This window comes from Zhurongbacter thermophilus, from assembly GCF_026184435.1.
GTDB lineage: Bacteria > Coprothermobacterota > Coprothermobacteria > Coprothermobacterales > JAADFF01 > JAADFF01.
Window position 1 is genome coordinate 1,372,934 of record NZ_CP046447.1, and the last position, 16,695, is coordinate 1,389,628.

Below are 16,695 nucleotides of genomic sequence, written 5' to 3' on the forward strand. Positions count from 1 at the left end.
TTACACTTCAGGTTCGGCAGGTGGTGCAGGAGGCACCCTGCCCTCTAGTTGAGCAAGTCTTTCTCTAACAAGTCTCAGCTCTGCCTCAAGATAGGCCTCATACTGTCTAAGCCACTGTTTTTCCATCTCTGCAGCATACTGAGGATCGACATAGCCGTATGGGCCATATCCCCAAGCAGCCCATCCACGGCGCCATCCCCATCCTGATCCTCTACCCCAGAACCACATTCTGACCACCTCCCATGTTTTTTCTCTATGTAGATTATACCATATACATACAAAATGTATACACTATATTTCAAAACATACAAAATAAGGGGCGAGAGTAGTCTCGCCCCTATTTAAAACTATTTTTGTTGTTTTATCTTCCCAACTTATAGATACTAATAGAATCCTCCCCAACATTACCAGCTGCATCATATGCCTTAACAGTTATAGTATGCCATCCTCTTGTAAGAGATAGTGCAACATAATAATCTCCGTCAGATACCTCCTCACTAGTATATAAGGATCCATCAACATATACCTCTACAGATTTAACCCCAACATTATCGGAAACACTGAAATAGACATAAACTGCACTACCTCTAACAGAACTACCATCATCAGGAGAAGTTATCGTAACTGATGGGGCTACATTATCCTCTTCCGTATCGCTGCTATTGGAGAATGTTACTTTAATAGATGATTCTGCCGAATTACCAGCAGAATCATAGGCTTTAGCCGTAATAGTATATTCTCCATCATCGTACTTAGATGTATCTATAACAAATTCGTAAGGTGAGGTAGTATCTGTAGCATACAAGTCATCATTAACATAAAGCTCAACTTTAGAAACACCTACATTATCAGATGCACTAACGGTGACAGTAACATTACCGCTAAGAGTACTACCATCTTCTGGAGATGTAATGCTAACGCTTGGAGCCTGTGTATCATCTTCTCCACTGTTATCATCATCAGATGAAGAGGAACCAGCAGATGCTCCAGAAACTACTATAGCAAATGGCTGGGGACCCTCTGGAACATTATATCCTGTCACCTTAATCGTATAGGTTCCAACAGCCGCATCCGGCAAATATACAACTTCTACATTGTTTATCCTATCTGGAGAATCATAAAGCATATAGTTTCCATAGTAAGAGGTACCATTAGGAGTTGTTACTTGAAGGTCAAGATCATTGACCAGATACTTAGAGGCTTCTGGAGAACCAGGATAATCTCTCCACACAAGCACAACTTTGACATTCCCAGATTCCTTTACATCAAAGGTATAAGTCCAACTATCACCTGTGTTCAGAGAAGTTGTATCACTCTCATCAAGTAGCAGGTTATTTCCATTAAGTATATTATCCATACTAATCCTACCCCAACCATAATCCTTAGAAACAACAGCATCACCTAATGGTTTAGCAGTAGCTATTAGAAGTGCCTTGATTAAAGAAGAAGATGGATCTTTGATACCAACAATATCTTGTAGATACTGCCTAACCACTGCAACAAAACCAGCGGTTATAGGAGTAGCCATAGAGGTGCCACCCATCCATGCATAATCTCCACCGTCACCTTCAACCGTATCACCAGGCCAAAATTCACTATCATCTGCAACTTGAGACTTTACTGACAATATCCAGGTACCGGGAGCAACAACATCGGGCTTGATTCTACCATCAGATGTCCAACCACGGGAAGAGAACAATGCTATTTCATTTATATTATCTGCATAAAATTCGTAATCATCTGGAATATAAGGATTACCAACTCTATAACTTTCAGACGCACCAACAGTTATACAATTCTTGGCCGTAGACGGAGGAGTAACAGAATCATATACAACCTTGTTATTATCATAATCATAACCATCATTACCCGCTGCAAACAGAATAGTCATATCGGAGTAATTCCACGTAAACTCATCAACTTGCTGTGACTCTGTATCATATGCGTTACCACAATATTCCAATGGACATCCCCAAGAGTTTGTATGAATACGAGCACCATCTTGATAAGGAGTAATAAAGAGATCATTCAAATCATTTGGCAAACCTCCAAGTCCACCACGAGAATCTAGAACAGACTGAAAAACAACCTGGGCCTCTGGAGCCATACCTTTAATCTTTCCATCTGATGCCACACCCCTGCCGGCAACTGAACCAAAAACGTGTGTGCCGTGTGCAGCAGGATCCGACCAATCATTGGTTCTACCCAAAGCGTAAACTTTCAGCAGAGCGTCTTTCAAATCGGGGTGCAAGGTATCCATGTCACCAGTATCAACACCAGTATCTGCAATACCAACAATCTGGCCTTTTCCTGTTAAACTCTCTGCGGAATAAGACCAAGCGGTTGGATCAACTTCTATAATCTGTGCCGCCACATCATTGTAAAGCTTTCTCACGGGAACAGCTTCAACCCATGAAACAAACGGATCCATTTTAAATACATCTTCGGCTTTCTTGCCCTTAATTCTGTAGGTCTTTCCTTTCCCTTGAGCCAAGGTTTTTACTAGAAGGTCGTTAGCCCCTCTAGCCTTTTTAGAAATTCTATACTCATAAGGATATTCATAGACAGCACTAACATAAGGCAATTTAGAAATCTCCTTTAACTGATTCCCATTAGCCTTAACAATGAATGCATAATCAGGTACATAGTCACCAATAGATACCCCTATCTTAGCAAGAGTAGACTTCCATTCGGCCTTTACTGGAGCCTTAAATTGAACAATATAAAGCCCATCCTCATAGCTTTTACCCGGTTTAATCTTGGGTGGCGTACCATTCTTAAGATATAACTGAGGCTTTACTTGAGCGTTTATTGTCTTCACTGAGCCTGGAACAACTGGAACTGATAGAAGGGATAAGGTTAAGGCCAGCAAAGTAAACACAATTAGTACTTTCTTCATAGTACTACCTCCTTTCAAAAGTGATGCAAATTTATTTTACAAACACACCCTTCAAAAATTACATTCTTTCTCATATATTAGAAATATAAATGCAAAAACATGCTCATAGAAACATTTTGAATGCAAAGCTTTAATGCATACACTTAGTCATGTAGCGATCACACAAACAGACAAAAACCGTATCCTATCAGCACATAAAATATGCACCTACATATACCATTTATCTGCATACATATATAAAACAAAATTCGCAAGGAACATCCCTATATTCACTATCATACAGATACATATCAGTATCATATGATAAAATCAACAATGCATAAATTAAATATGTAAAGAAACTTCACATCAATACACAAGATAAATATTTATTTTTACTGTCATCATGAATCTTTTTGAAAACAATCTGCTTAGCTATGCTTTTCAAAAAAAACTATTCTTTTTCAAAAAAAGAGGAGGGAGCCCTATCGGGCTCCCTAGTATCAAGTGCTGTAGGGGGGTGTCCTACAACTTGAAGGCTTTTATTTTGTCGTTCAGTGCTGCCACAATCTGAGTCAGTTCTTCACCACTGCGGGCTACAAGTTCCGCAGATTGGGCCTGCTGCCTAATAGCATCAGCTATATTCTCAACACTCATCTTTACCCGCTCAAGAGACTGCCTGACAGTGGTTACAGACTCTGTAATCTCTCTAGCAGCGGCACTCTGCTCCTGGGCTGCTGCCGCTGTATTTTCTATCATGGCAGACATATCACGAATCATATCAACAATATGAACAAACTTTTCACCAACATTGGTGGCAAGTTGTGCTGTCTTGTCAACAGCCTCAACAACCTCTGCCGTCGTTTTTTCAACATCTTTCGTAGACATCTGTATATGCCTGAGCATCTGTGCAATGTTTTCTGTAGCCTCTTTGGACTGTTCGGCCAATTTTCTAATCTCATCGGCAACAACGGCAAAACCTCTTCCTGCCTCTCCCGCACGAGCTGCCTCTATAGCGGCGTTAAGGGCAAGAAGATTTGTCTGCTCAGCGATGTCTGAAATGGTTTTCACAATCTGGCCAATATTGCTAGCCGCCTCTACTAGCTCTGCTATTTTCTGAGACTCAAGGTGTGTAGCATCCTTAATGCCGGCAACAGCGGTGATAACTTCTTCTATCATCTTCTGACCTTCTTCGGCACCATTTGCCACACCCTCAGCCTGTGTAGCAAGATTTGTTGCGGCATCGGCAACAGACGCCGCTGCTGCTGCAACCTGAGTAATACCATCTTCAACGGCCACTACACCTTCCATAGATTCGTTAGTAACAGTCTTAACATCTTCTGCCTGTGCGGCAACCTCTTCGGTAGAAGCCATCGTTTCCTCAGAAATAGCAGCAAGATCTTCTGCCTTATGTGCAAGCTTATTGGCAGATTCGTGAACATCACCTATAAGATTCCTAAAGGACTTCTCAGCATGATCCATAGCCCTATATATCTGACCAACCTCATCATTTGCCTTATAGTCGGTAAAGTCCACTGTCAAATCTCCACTGGCAAATTGCAGTATCTTTTTCTGAAGAGTACCAAGAGGTGCAAGCATCTTGGACACAAAGACTGCAGACATAAGAGCTGCAATAACCAAGACAATAACGGTGGCAATAATAATGGCATTTCTCAGATTGCCTACAGGGGCAAGAATTTCTGACATATCCTTCTGGGCTATAATACCCCACTTGATTTCATGATGTTCAAATGGCATATAGGCAACAAGCACCTTGTGCCCTCGGTAATCTATATCTTCTTCAACACCTGTAGCATGATTCTTGAATATCTCATCAAGTGCATCCATCTTTATCTTTTGCTTCAAAATGGCATCTTTATCAAACCGGGTAGCACTTCTGAGGTACCCATCTGGGCCAACAATGTATGTCTGCCCAGTGTCACCCATACCTGCCGTATTGGTCATAATGGAGTTGATATCATCAATATTAATTTGTACGGCCAAGAAGCCAACAACTTGCCCATATTCATCGGCAAGGGCAATACCCGCAAATGCAGCAGGAATACCGCCACTGGGAGCATACTTGGCAAAATCTACATAGTGAACACCGGTTGTAGCCGTTTTCAACAGCTTGTATAACTTGGCCAGATTAGAATCCTTCCATGGACCATCTACAAGATTAGTGGCAAAATCTTTTTCCTTGTAGGCTGTATATACGACATTACCATCGGTATCAATGAGAAATATATCGTAAAACTTATTGGCCTCTCTAAGCTTTTCAAGAATAGGATGATAATAGGAATGATAATCATCATAAGAATACAGTTTAGAAACAAGATCATCAGGAATTCCATCTATAGAGCGGATTGTTACAAGTTTATTTTTCTGTCCCGGTGGATTAGGATTCAGCTCTATATATGCCTTCTGCAAAAGTTCCATACGCTCAGTAGCTGTATCAGCTATTTCATAAAAAGCTGTAGAGAAACTTGTAACAGCAGAAACAATATCATTATTTTGAGAAAGTGCATAAAGCACCCTATCCAACTGATTAAAATACTGATGGAGAGTAATAGTCCTATTATCCCTTGCAACAATAAGTTTACCCTTCTCGCTGGCCAAAAGGCTCTTAGAAGAATAAGAAATAGACAACCAAGCAATAACTATCGCTGCCACAATCACTATCGCCACTGTGGCAACAATAGTTTTCATTTTTATACTCAACACTCCTCACCTCCACACTTAGTATCCCCACACTATGATATCAAAAAAGTTAAAACTCGAGTGTTTATTAAGGACATACCAGCAACTACTCTAATATATTCTTTCCCCGTTAAATGCTGTATAATTTATCAGAATATTCTTGGAGGCGTGGTGTGCTGTGAAAATAAACAAGTATATAGCGTCGGCAGAGGCCTACTCATCGCCGGGATGGCCTGACAATATAGAAGATATAATCAGACTCGGTATGAACGAAGGTGATTTTATATCACCCCATGTTATAGAATACATAAAGTCCCTTAGCATAGATCTCATCGCAAGGCATTATCCACCGGGAGAAGTTCCACAGCTTATAGAAACCATTAAGCAAGTGCATGACATGGGAGAAAATGTTGAGGTTCTACTCTATCCCGGCTCAGACAATGGTATAGACAACCTTATAAGGACATTTTCCGAACCGGGAGATACTATCATCATGAGGCTACCCGAATATGGAAATACTGTCTTGTTTGCCCAGACACACGGTCTAAATATACAATACATAGAGGTTGACCCTATTAATAACCTTAGCGTAGACACCCTACTACAGGCATACTATAAATATCATCCCGCTATTATATATTTCTCCAATCCACACAATCCATCAGGACAATTTATACCACCATCTGAACTAAACAGACTAGCCGAAGAAGCCCAAGACTCTCTCATCATCATCGATGAGGCATATATACATTTTGCCGACATCACATTTACAGGGGCACTACCCTTGGTAGAAAAATACCCCAATATTGCGGTTACGCGCACATTCTCTAAACTATTTGGCCTTGCCGGTCTGCGTATAGGGTTTACCACCGTCAACAAGACAATAGCCCACCATCTCCGTATACTCCAGCGTATCAAAGACCTAACATTTATATCTCAGATGGCAGCATTGAAAAGTTTAGAACACATAGAAGAGTATCGCCAAGCTGCTAGAGACATCATGGAAAGCAGGGCATATGTGGAAAATAGTCTCAGAGAATTAGGTTTTCATGTGATAGGTCCTTCATATGGAAACTTTGTATTATTTAAGCCAACAATCGATCCCAAAGTGCTTTATGAGAGACTGCACGAGCGAGGTTATATTACACGCTTCTATACCGACCCACGTATGGCGAAGTATATGAGGGTATCTATCTGGAAAAAAACCATTATGGAAGGCTTTATTAGAACATTGAAGGAAGTGTTGTAAAAGATGTGGACAGTGATACTTGCAGCAGGTCTGGGAACAAGACTTGAGAGAGAAGACACAGATAAACCTAAGCCTCTTGTATCCATAGGAAACGAAACATTCCTTGACAGGCTCTATCGCATGCTGAAGCCTTATACAGACATGTTTGTTATCGTAGGAGGACACGGATATCACTATGTAGAATCATGGGCAGAGGATAAAGATGATGTTATGACCATTCAGAATCCAGAATACGCCGATACAGGTAACAGCCTCTCGGCACTGCTGGGCCTTATGGTTGTACCAGAAAAACAAGATGTCATTCTTACCGACGGGGATGTTGTCATAAAAAAAGAGTACGTAGAAAAACTTGCAGGCATAGGGGGCAGCGCGTTTCTTGTCAGCAAGACAGAACTTGACGAAGAGGCAATGAAGGCAAAGATAGAAGATGGTTGCATTGTAAGGCTCGGTAAAGGTATAAACGGTGATGGTGAGACAGTAGGCATGCAAAAACTGTCTGCTAAAATGGTAGATAATTATATATGGCACTTTGACAGAGAAAAACATATTATGGGTTATTATGAAGATGTGCTAACAGAAATTTTAACGAAGGAGTGCGTCAAACCTATATGGGTAGAGAAAATACACTGGGCAGAGATAGACACAAGGGAGGATCTACAGCGAGCCAAAGAGATTGGCCTCATCTGACATATAAAGAAGTACTGGATAATCTTGGAAAACCTCTTCCTATATGGGAATACTTCTTTCTCAGATACATCTATGGCTTTCTTGTGTATATCAACATAAACTGGCTGCACCTCCACCCCAATACTATCTCTCTGCTTTCTATGGCATCGGCTATCGGAGGGGTATATGCATTCTGGCAAGGCAGTTTTTTATGGGGAGCACTTCTCTTTGAGCTGGCATTTATACTCGACTGTGTTGATGGTCCCACCGCTCGCATTGCAAAGAAGACATCGAAATTAGGGGTTGCACTTGAAGTATGGACAGATAGCATAAGGCTCATAGGTAGTATGTGGGGCCTTGTTCATGGGCTTGGTGGAAATAGTACCACCATGTTACTGGGTATGATTTATAGCATTTCCTTTGGAGCCGGTGTATGGCTATATACCAAGAGTGTAGAAAGTGCCATGAAAGGTGGAGAAAGCATCAACCAGTGGATATCTTCAGGGCCTTTCTGGAAAATACCCACATGGATTGAGCTGGAAACAGTGGGCTTCTTTATACTCCCACTCATAGGCAAACCCTTATGGGGACTATGGATTTTGGCAATTTTTCACCCTATTATGACACTCATCATGACAATCCATGGAGTGATAACAGGTGAAGAATAAGCACCTTGTCAGGAACATATTCATAGCAATCGTCTTATCTCTATCGGCATTTATCATAGTAGGAGATAAGGACATATTTACAGCTTTAAAGCTACTTCACACAATACCCGCCTACATATGGCTCATAGGTGCATCACTTATTGTCATCAAGTGGTTCATTGAGGGGCTAATATTCTATATACTGATAAGAGAAAAAGGGTACAAACCCAAGTATCTATCCCTTGTAAAATTCACTATCGCCAGTTACTTATTCCACTACATTACACCTTTCCAGAGTGGTGGACAGGCATTTCAAATCTACTATCTATCTCTTATGGAAATGCCTCCCGGAGTAGCCACTGGCGTTATTGTTATACGTAGTTTCATGTTTCAGATAGCTATCATCATGGCTATAGCATTGGGTATTCCTGCTATAAACCGCGTAGGACACATGAGGATAGGTCACTTTGCATGGTTGGCCTTTGGACTTGTGCTTCTACTGATACTCACATATTTTCTTATGGCCTCACGAAAGATATGGCGTAGTGGTCCCATGAAAGGATTGCGAAATCTTATATACAAGAAGTACCAAAAGTTCTATAGAAAATTAGCGGGAGAGCTCATACTCTTTAGAAAAATCTGGCGAACAACAAAGCATTCTACACTTATCATAGGGGCTATTCTATCCTTCATCCAAATGGTGCTATTTATCTCTCCTCTTATTGTTGTGCTTTATTATCTTGAGCCCACCATCAATGTCATTAGCACTTTTGAGCTAGCCCTGATATCCGATATCATCGGAGGGCTTATGCCAACCCCCGGTGGCAGTGGTGGTGTAGAGGGTGCCATGACAATTATTCTCACAGCCTCCGGCATAGCCAAAACAGATGCCCTACTTGCCGTAGGCATCTGGAGATTACTGGCATACTATATGCCCATTGGAGCAGGCATGATAGCCTTACTCCTATCGGGCATCGATAACCCAGAGGATTTTATAGGAAAGAAAGAGCATACCCAAGAAGAAGACCAAAACTCAGAAATGTAAATGGATCATTTTTAATGGCAATATTTTTCACCTTAGCTGGCCTCAGCACATCACCCCAAGATGCCATAATGGCGATATTATCGTAATGTCCCCCATCCACAATAAGCTCTGAATACAAGATAGCCACATTTTTCACATAACCAGAAAGGATAACTTTACTATAGAGGGCTGCAAGAGAACCATCAATATGCCCACTTATTTTTACTTTGCCACGAAGAGATGCTACATTACCTTTAATAGTGCCCTTGACAAGAAGAACACCACCCATAACAACAATATCTCCTTCGTAGACCTCTCCTTCAGGCACAATAAATACATCCTCTTTTCCCACAACCGCCTTATTCTTTTCCACTACCATCTCACCTCCACTTTACCCACATGGGGTTTTACAATATCCGCAAACTTTTCAAGTGCTTCTCTACTGTATGTATCATCGGGAGATGCACTCCCATCAAGCACCTTATCTTTATGGTATCGTTGAATGGCATAGTAGGGTGCTCCCTTTATCCACTGGGCTATATCGTAAAAATCTTCTTCATCCACATATGTGGGTACTGCCGTTGTTCTTAGTTCAAATGGTATATCAGAAGACATGAGTATATCTAAAGACTCAGAGACAGCCTTTACCATATTTCTACCTTCCTCTTCTGACAAACCAATGGCCCTATAATAGTTTTGCCTCGACGTCTTGATATCCATAGCTACATAGTCTACAAGCCCCTCTTCAATATAACCATTTAGCATATCAGGATTACTACCGTTGGTATCGAGTTTAAGCTTATATCCCAGAGACTTTACCTTTTCCATAAAACTGGTAAGACTTTTACCGTGAAGTGTTGGCTCTCCACCGGTAATACATAGCCCCTTTAGCATGCCTTTTCTTTTTTTCAGAAAATCAAGCACATCTTTTTCTTCATAAATACCCTCTACAAGGGGGGGCACAACAAGCTCTGGGTTATGACAGAAAGGACAGCGGAAATTACAACCAATGGTAAAAACGGTGGCACTAATGGTGCCCGGGAAGTCCACCATCGTAAGCTTCTGCAAATATGCAAATTTCATATATAACCCCTCCTATCTCAGACTTCCCAGACCCGCTCACCGATTAGTAGTATATCAAACCCTCACAGCGGTCTTCTATATTTAATAAATGGTAAATAAGTGGCAAACATATCGTTGTAAATACGCTTATACCGCTTTATGGCCTTATCCCATGTAAAGTGAGAAACAACATGCTCCCTACCATTGCGACCAATGAGTCTAAGAAACTTGGGGGTTGAAACAGCAAGATTGCCCATGCTGATAATAGCATCGGCAAGGGCACCGGGGTCAGACGGTGGTACCAGCTTACCTGTACCTCTATCACCATAAGAGACAATGTCAAGAATAATATCCTTCAGGCCCCCTACCCTTGATGCTATGGGAACAGCCTCCATAGCCATGGCCTCAAGAGCCACGAGACCAAAGGGCTCAAACTTAGAAGGCACGACTACAAAGTCAGATGCCCCATATAGCTCTCTCACCTCATCACGGGCTAAAAACCTTCCAAAGTAGTAGACATTATCAGGATATTGCGAGGAAAGATTATACACAAGTTCTTTCAGCCCCGGATCTCCATCTCCACCAATGATAAATCTCATCTCCGCCTTGTTGGGGCTGTCTTTACTACCGTCAAGCACCATACGTATAGCATCGGCCAGTATATCAAGCCCTTTTTGGGCCCTGTCAAACCTACCTACAAAGAGATACATAATGCCATCTTTCATACCAATATCTTCAAGGATAATGCGCCTTCTCTCTTCCCTGGGTTTTGTATTCCACTTGATATTGTCAAGATTCCAGTATTCCGTATCAGCACCATTCCACACGTATGTCACCTTACCATCAAATAAATGAAAATACTTATCCCATTCTTCGTGTAGATAGGAGTACGATACCGTTGTGAGGAAGTCACTGTTGTAAGCACCAAACTTTTCAAGGTCAAACCCCTCACCATAGAGCCAACGACCATCTACAAATTCCCCATATCCCATCTCATACATCTTGCGTATCGTTGTAGAACCATAGCAAATACGATTTATGGTAAGCACAATAGGAATACGAAAATATTTCTTTATAAGGGCTCCGGCAAGTGTTGTATGCCAGTCGTGTATGTGAAACACTTTAGGCTTTCTACCCTCATGTGCTATAAGGTAGTTCATAAGTCCTGGAACCGCTGCGGCAAAGTGAAATATCTTATCAACAACATCTTCATCTGTTGGCCCATATACATGGGGATTATCCATAACAGGGTCAGATAGGGCAAACACCCTAACACCATCACGCCAACCTTCCCACACATCTATAGTCTGCCAAGAAGAACCCACTCTGGCCTCATATGTAAGAAACTTTCTAAATCTCAGAGGGTAAGCCTCTGGCATATGCTGAATACCATGAGATGGCATAAACATCCATACATCATCACCACTACGCTGAAGATACGTTGCAATAGAAGTTACGGCTTCACCTAATCCACCAATCTTCACAGGTAAAAATTCAAACGATGCCTTGGCAACAAGCATAGTATCGCCTCCCATCTGGTACCCCATAGGAGGATACCCCGTAAGTTTATTATAAGCCGAAGAGTACTTCTGTAGAATGTAAAGGGAGGTGGTCATATGGAGAGTATAAAAAAACTGGCAGATATGATACTTGAAAGCCAGTATGCCATAGCATTTACAGGAGCCGGTGCCAGCACAGAAAGCGGTATACCAGATTTCAGAGGTCCAAATGGTTTATGGAAACAGTATAGGGCAGAAGAAATAGCCTCACGTTGGGCCCTTGAGAACAACACCCATGATTTTTTTGAGTTTTACCGTATGAGACTGGCAGCTATGGAAAACATAAAACCCAATAGGGTGCACTATGGCTTAGCAGAACTAGAGAATATGGGACTGCTAAAGGCTGTCATCACTCAAAACATAGATGGCCTTCATAAGAAAGCCGGTAGCAAGAGAGTATATGAGATACACGGTAACATTAGAGAAGCATACTGTGACAGGTGTGGTAAAAAGTACCCAGCAGAAAAGCTCCTTGAAGAAGACATACCTACCTGCGATGTCTGTGGAGGCATTGTCAGGCCTAATGTTGTGCTCTTTGGCGAGGGACTACCACAGGACCAGTGGATAGGTGCAGTAAGAGAAGCAGAAGCGGCCGACCTTGTCTTGTCTATAGGCTCATCTCTCACTGTATACCCTGCAGCCATGATACCCATAACTGTCAAAGAAGCCGGTGGCAAACTCGTTATTATCAACCTGGAACCAACTGGTTATGACAGCATGGCAGATCTTGTCATTCACGAGAAAGCTGGAGATGTTATAGAAGCACTACTTGAGGAGATAAAAAACAGGGGTTGACTTTTATTACGGGGCATGTTATAGTTAGTTATCTCCTCAGAGAGAAAAGAAATTTTCCCTGAGAGAAGAAATTAAGCTTTAGGAGGAACATGATTATGTTAGAAGGAAGAGTTAAATGGTTTAACGAGAAGAAGGGTTACGGTTTCATCACCAGAAATGACGGCGGAGAGGATGTTTTCGTACATTACTCTGGCATCAATGGTGACGGTTTTAAGACACTAGAAGAGGGCGACCTCGTGGAGTTCGAGATTAAGGATACTCCTAAGGGACCTCAGGCTGTCAATGTTAGCGTAAAGTAATAACTTAGACAGGAAAGAAAACGATATAAAGGGGAGGCTTACACCTCCCCTTTTTTCTTTAGAGAAAATTACTCCTCTGGGGCAACAACGCCCTTCTCCATAAGATAGGCACCCAGCTTTTTGTCTGTACCGGTGATGTGTCCTACAAGCCAGTCGATAAGCACCCTCTGAATATCCGCAAGTAGTTTCTCACTAACACCATTTATCATGTACTCCTTAATAAGCTCATTAACTTCATTCATGAACCATAGATGCTGCTGTCTATGAGCCTCATATTCTGGATAATCTGTCTGAATCATCATCTTTTCCTCTGTGCTGAAGTGCTCATCGGTGTAGTCTGCAATAAAACCTAGCACATCCACCATCTGCTCATTGGTAATACTTCCAGAATTGATAAGTTCGATAAGCTTGGCAATACGTCTAACAAGTTCCTTATGCTGGCTATCTATTGTTGGGTGCCCTACACTGAGACTGTCTGACCACTTAATCTCCATACAAAATTCCTCCTTACTGTTGGTATTATCATTATATATAAGAAAGGAGGGAAATAATATATGCAAGAATACCTGAAAACAGCGTACAGCTTTTATATAGATGAGAGCACCGACTCAGTTGTATATAAGTACCTTGCAGATATAGAAACAGATGAGAAGCTAAAAGAGGAGTTTCTCAGACTGGCCAAAGTAGAGGCAGACCATGCACTATTCTGGAGAAAATTCTTAGAAAAAAGAGGGGTATCTGTCAAACCACCTAAAGTATCAAAGGGAAAACTCCTTTATGCCAAACTACTCCGTAAAATACTGGGGGCTGGTGCCACCGTTTCTATATTAGAGCTAGGTGAATCTCAAGCTGTCAATAAATATTATGAATATCTCAAAGCCAATCAAGACCTTACAGAAGATGAAGTCAGTGCCATTAAACAGATTATCTTTGAAGAGCTGGAGCATGAAAAGATATTTGCCGAGGAGAAAAAGCGTTTCCACACAGAAAATGTTAGAGACTTTGTTCTTGGTATGAACGACGGGCTAGTAGAAATACTTGGTGCCGTCTTTGGTCTATCTGCTGTCTATCCTGATAAGCCATTTCTTGTGGGTTTTAGTGGCCTTATTGTCGGTGTAGCCGGGTCTCTATCCATGGCAGTAGGCACTTTTATCTCTGTCAGGTCCCAAAGACAGGTCAATGAGAGTATAAGGAAAAACATGGAGATACTTCTCGATGTTGCACCAGACATAGCAGCCGAAAAAGAAATAGAGAAACTTGTAGAAAACGGCATTCCCGAAAATGTCGCTAAGGAAATTGTGGAAAAACTAAGAGAAGAAGGCCTCCTAAAAGCCCTTCTCCCTGAAGAAGAAGACGAAAACGAGATAAGGGCAGCACTCTATACCGGCCTTGCCTATCTATTTGGCGTATCGTTCTCTGTTATTCCCTTCTTCCTTGCACCAACATCATTTACCGCACTCATTTTCTCTGTGATACTGGCCAGTTTGGCACTAGCCAGTGTTGGCACCCTTGTTGCCATGTTCTCTGGCATAGATACCAAGAAAAAGGCCACAGAGATGGTAACAACAGGACTGGGAGCAGCCCTTATATCCTATGGATTTGGTACATTGATGGATAAGGTCTTTGGCATAGGGGCATTGTAAAACAGACTATCAGCCGGGGGAGGATATTCCTCCCCCTTTTTATAAAGCCAAAGAGGAGTGTTTTATGCTATCCCACAGCTATAAGATATAAAACACTGTCATCTTTCCACTACAACTTTAACCCTCGGCGTTCGCCACACTTTTTATTCCATCCCAGATAACATCGGCAATATCATCGGGGTTAGGAAGCTTAATAAGATCAGGGGTCAGTTTAAAGAGGGAATAAGCACCCAAAGCACTAATCAGCACAATACCACTACCCTTAGGCATACCCTTGATACCAAGCTCTTTTTCAATAAACTCATATATAATCTTCCAAAACTCGGAAACATATTTCTCTCGCAGCGGAGTGCCCGGTGTAAATATCACACGCATAAAGACAACAAGCATATAAGGTAAATCCTCATGTTCTCTATGTTTTTGCTCAACATAGCGGAAAATCTGTCTAATCTTTTCTTTCGGTGACAGATTAAGGCCAGCAAGGGCATTATATGCCTGCTTCACTTCACTCATATATGTATCAAGCATTTCACGGAGCAAATCTTCTTTGCTCTTCCAGTAATGGAAAAAAGCCCCCTTGCTAACACCAGCCTCACGAACAATAGTATTAACAGAGGTATCACTATAGCCCTTTTCGGCAAACAACTTCATAGCAACCTTAACGATTTTTTCCTTCGTTGTCTCTTTACCCTCTTTGTCTACCTTAGAAAGTATTTTCTTGATATGTCTCATAGTTTTTCACCTCATGTATTATAACACAAACCGACCAGTCAGTTGCTAATATACCCATAACTCGATATTTATGAATATATATTACCTTATTAGAGGGACCTCAACACATGCCTATAGTCATATAAAGTAAATCGCATCAACCAGATAATTTTATGAATAAACTAACACCCACTATAGTAAAATATAAATGTAGGGGGTCTGACATCACAATAAATAGATACAAAAATACACCATGCAAATGCTTGACATCGCACAAAAGTTATGGTACACTAACATTAGAAAAGTTCCAAAAGTTGAGGAGACCACCTAAAAACAAAAAGAAGGAGGGGATAGGGATGTTTGGAAACACCATTAAGACCGGAGACTTCAAGGGAGAAAAGCATGTACCAACAATCAAGCTTCTTGGAGAACTGAAAAAGGGCAAACCTGTAGACATTGAGGTAAAGGTTGGAGAAGAGATTGCCCACCCCAACACTCCAGAACATCACATATCTTGGATAGAGCTCTACTTTGTAGATGAGACAAATAGGGCTATCCTTATTGGCAGAGTAGCATTCACAGAGCACGGAGCACAGGGTATCACCGTAGAGCCAAGAGCTGTATTTACTGCCAAGTTTGACAAACCCGGTACACTTGTTGCACTGTCTTACTGCAACCTGCACGGTGTTTGGGAAAACACACTGAAACTCGAGTTTTAATCACAAAGACCAAAAACAACAAAAAATAAAATAGGAGGTGACCGATTATGATCGTAATCGGACAGAAGTTTCCAGAAGTAGAGGTAAAAACAACACACGGAATGATGAAACTGCCTGAGGCATTTAAGGGCAAATGGTTCATACTCTTCAGTCACCCAGCTGATTTTACACCTGTTTGTACAACTGAGTTCTACGCCATGCAGAAGAGACTTGACGAGTTCAAGAAGCTCGGTGTTGAGGTTATCGGTCTCAGTGTAGACCAGGTATTCTCCCACCTCAAGTGGATGGAGTGGATTGAGGAGAAGCTCGGTGAGAAAATTGAGTTCCCCGTCATCGCAGATGACAGAGGTAACGTTGCCGAGGCACTTGGCATGATTCCAGAGGGTGCCACAATCACAGCCCGTGCAGTCTTTGTAGTAGATCCCAATGGTGTCATCAGGGCTATCGTTTACTACCCAGCAGAGGTAGGCCGTGACTGGGACGAGATTATCCGACTCGTTAAGGCATTGCAGACATCTGATGCCAAGGGTGTTGCCCTACCACACAAGTGGCCCAACAACGAGCTCATCGGCGACAAGGCTATTGTTCCTCCTGCAGGCACAGTTGACCAGATCAAAGAGCGTGAAGAGGCAAAGGCCAAAGGCGAGATTGAGTGCTACGACTGGTGGTTCTGCTATAAAGAGCTTAAATAACATACTCCACATACAAAACATGTTAGGGGGCTTGATGCCCCCTTTTTTCAC

The 16,695-nt window shown here is 41.8% G+C and carries 17 protein-coding genes; 9 read left to right on the top strand and 8 right to left on the bottom strand.

Going from position 1 to position 16,695, the window contains the following annotated elements:
- The 3 genes from GM182_RS06945 to GM182_RS06955 form a co-directional block, all read right to left on the bottom strand.
- On the bottom strand, positions 1-228 hold the full coding sequence (locus GM182_RS06945; RefSeq protein WP_449186380.1) for a DUF5320 domain-containing protein: 228 nt from the start codon (positions 226-228) through the stop codon (positions 1-3).
- Positions 229-361: 133 nt separating this feature from the next.
- A complete protein-coding gene (locus GM182_RS06950) occupies positions 362-2,899 on the bottom strand; it encodes a S8 family serine peptidase (protein WP_449186381.1) in 2,538 nt (845 codons plus the stop codon).
- A 504-nt stretch (positions 2,900-3,403) separates the two neighbouring features.
- Positions 3,404-5,599: a methyl-accepting chemotaxis protein gene (locus GM182_RS06955; protein WP_449186382.1), complete on the bottom strand. Its 2,196-nt coding sequence runs from the start codon at positions 5,597-5,599 to the stop codon at positions 3,404-3,406.
- A 157-nt stretch (positions 5,600-5,756) separates the two neighbouring features.
- Here GM182_RS06955 and GM182_RS06960 point away from each other — a divergent pair, with 157 nt between their 5' ends.
- The 4 genes from GM182_RS06960 to GM182_RS06975 are packed head-to-tail and all read left to right on the top strand — an operon-like array spanning position 5,757 to position 9,185.
- Positions 5,757-6,827, top strand: coding sequence for a pyridoxal phosphate-dependent aminotransferase (locus GM182_RS06960; protein WP_449186383.1), 1,071 nt, complete (start codon positions 5,757-5,759; stop codon positions 6,825-6,827).
- A 3-nt stretch (positions 6,828-6,830) separates the two neighbouring features.
- Complete coding sequence (locus GM182_RS06965) at positions 6,831-7,514, top strand: phosphocholine cytidylyltransferase family protein (RefSeq protein ID WP_449186384.1); 684 nt, start codon at positions 6,831-6,833, stop codon at positions 7,512-7,514.
- Complete coding sequence (locus GM182_RS06970; protein ID WP_449186385.1) at positions 7,436-8,161, top strand: CDP-alcohol phosphatidyltransferase family protein; 726 nt, start codon at positions 7,436-7,438, stop codon at positions 8,159-8,161. Before GM182_RS06965 ends, GM182_RS06970 begins: the two co-directional genes overlap by 79 nt.
- The gene (locus tag GM182_RS06975) at positions 8,151-9,185 is read left to right on the top strand and encodes a lysylphosphatidylglycerol synthase transmembrane domain-containing protein (RefSeq protein WP_449186386.1); all 1,035 of its coding nucleotides are present in this window, start codon (positions 8,151-8,153) and stop codon (positions 9,183-9,185) included. The genes GM182_RS06970 and GM182_RS06975 overlap by 11 nt, the downstream gene beginning before the upstream one ends.
- Here the strand turns inward: GM182_RS06975 and GM182_RS06980 are convergent.
- The 3 genes from GM182_RS06980 to GM182_RS06990 all read right to left on the bottom strand — a co-directional run bounded on the left by GM182_RS06980 (position 9,133) and on the right by GM182_RS06990 (position 11,773).
- Positions 9,133-9,537 (bottom strand): bactofilin family protein, encoded by a 405-nt coding sequence (locus GM182_RS06980; RefSeq protein WP_449186387.1) that lies wholly within the window; start codon positions 9,535-9,537, stop codon positions 9,133-9,135. The two genes, GM182_RS06975 and GM182_RS06980, sit on opposite strands and share 53 nt — an antisense overlap.
- Positions 9,537-10,247 carry an anaerobic ribonucleoside-triphosphate reductase activating protein gene (locus GM182_RS06985; protein ID WP_449186388.1) on the bottom strand — a complete coding sequence of 237 codons (711 nt, stop codon included), beginning with the start codon at positions 10,245-10,247 and terminating at the stop codon, positions 9,537-9,539. The genes GM182_RS06980 and GM182_RS06985 overlap by 1 nt, the downstream gene beginning before the upstream one ends.
- A 62-nt stretch (positions 10,248-10,309) precedes the next feature.
- The gene (locus tag GM182_RS06990; protein ID WP_449186389.1) at positions 10,310-11,773 is read right to left on the bottom strand and encodes a glycogen/starch synthase; all 1,464 of its coding nucleotides are present in this window, start codon (positions 11,771-11,773) and stop codon (positions 10,310-10,312) included.
- A gap of 69 nt (positions 11,774-11,842) precedes the next feature.
- On the opposite strand from GM182_RS06990, the gene cobB reads away from it, so the two are divergent.
- Both cobB and GM182_RS07000 read left to right on the top strand, forming a co-directional pair.
- Positions 11,843-12,580 carry an NAD-dependent protein deacetylase gene (gene cobB / locus GM182_RS06995; RefSeq protein WP_449186390.1) on the top strand — a complete coding sequence of 246 codons (738 nt, stop codon included), beginning with the start codon at positions 11,843-11,845 and terminating at the stop codon, positions 12,578-12,580.
- A gap of 89 nt (positions 12,581-12,669) precedes the next feature.
- Positions 12,670-12,879 (top strand): cold-shock protein, encoded by a 210-nt coding sequence (locus GM182_RS07000; RefSeq protein WP_449186391.1) that lies wholly within the window; start codon positions 12,670-12,672, stop codon positions 12,877-12,879.
- Positions 12,880-12,947: 68 nt separating this feature from the next.
- Here the strand turns inward: GM182_RS07000 and GM182_RS07005 are convergent, their stop codons facing one another.
- Positions 12,948-13,373, bottom strand: coding sequence for a bacteriohemerythrin (locus GM182_RS07005; RefSeq protein ID WP_449186392.1), 426 nt, complete (start codon positions 13,371-13,373; stop codon positions 12,948-12,950).
- Between the two features lie 60 nt (positions 13,374-13,433).
- Here GM182_RS07005 and GM182_RS07010 point away from each other — a divergent pair, with 60 nt between their 5' ends.
- Positions 13,434-14,522 carry a VIT1/CCC1 transporter family protein gene (locus GM182_RS07010; RefSeq protein ID WP_449186393.1) on the top strand — a complete coding sequence of 363 codons (1,089 nt, stop codon included), beginning with the start codon at positions 13,434-13,436 and terminating at the stop codon, positions 14,520-14,522.
- 117 nt (positions 14,523-14,639) lie between these two features.
- Here GM182_RS07010 and GM182_RS07015 read toward each other — a convergent pair whose 3' ends face one another.
- Positions 14,640-15,254, bottom strand: coding sequence for a TetR/AcrR family transcriptional regulator (locus GM182_RS07015; protein ID WP_449186394.1), 615 nt, complete (start codon positions 15,252-15,254; stop codon positions 14,640-14,642).
- Between the two features lie 335 nt (positions 15,255-15,589).
- Here GM182_RS07015 and GM182_RS07020 point away from each other — a divergent pair, with 335 nt between their 5' ends.
- Together GM182_RS07020 and GM182_RS07025 are read left to right on the top strand one after the other, a co-directional pair.
- Positions 15,590-15,952, top strand: a complete 363-nt coding sequence (locus tag GM182_RS07020) for a class II SORL domain-containing protein (protein ID WP_449186395.1) — start codon at positions 15,590-15,592, stop codon at positions 15,950-15,952.
- Positions 15,953-15,999: 47 nt separating this feature from the next.
- Positions 16,000-16,644: a peroxiredoxin gene (locus GM182_RS07025; RefSeq protein WP_449186396.1), complete on the top strand. Its 645-nt coding sequence runs from the start codon at positions 16,000-16,002 to the stop codon at positions 16,642-16,644.
- Positions 16,645-16,695 lie beyond the last annotated feature (51 nt).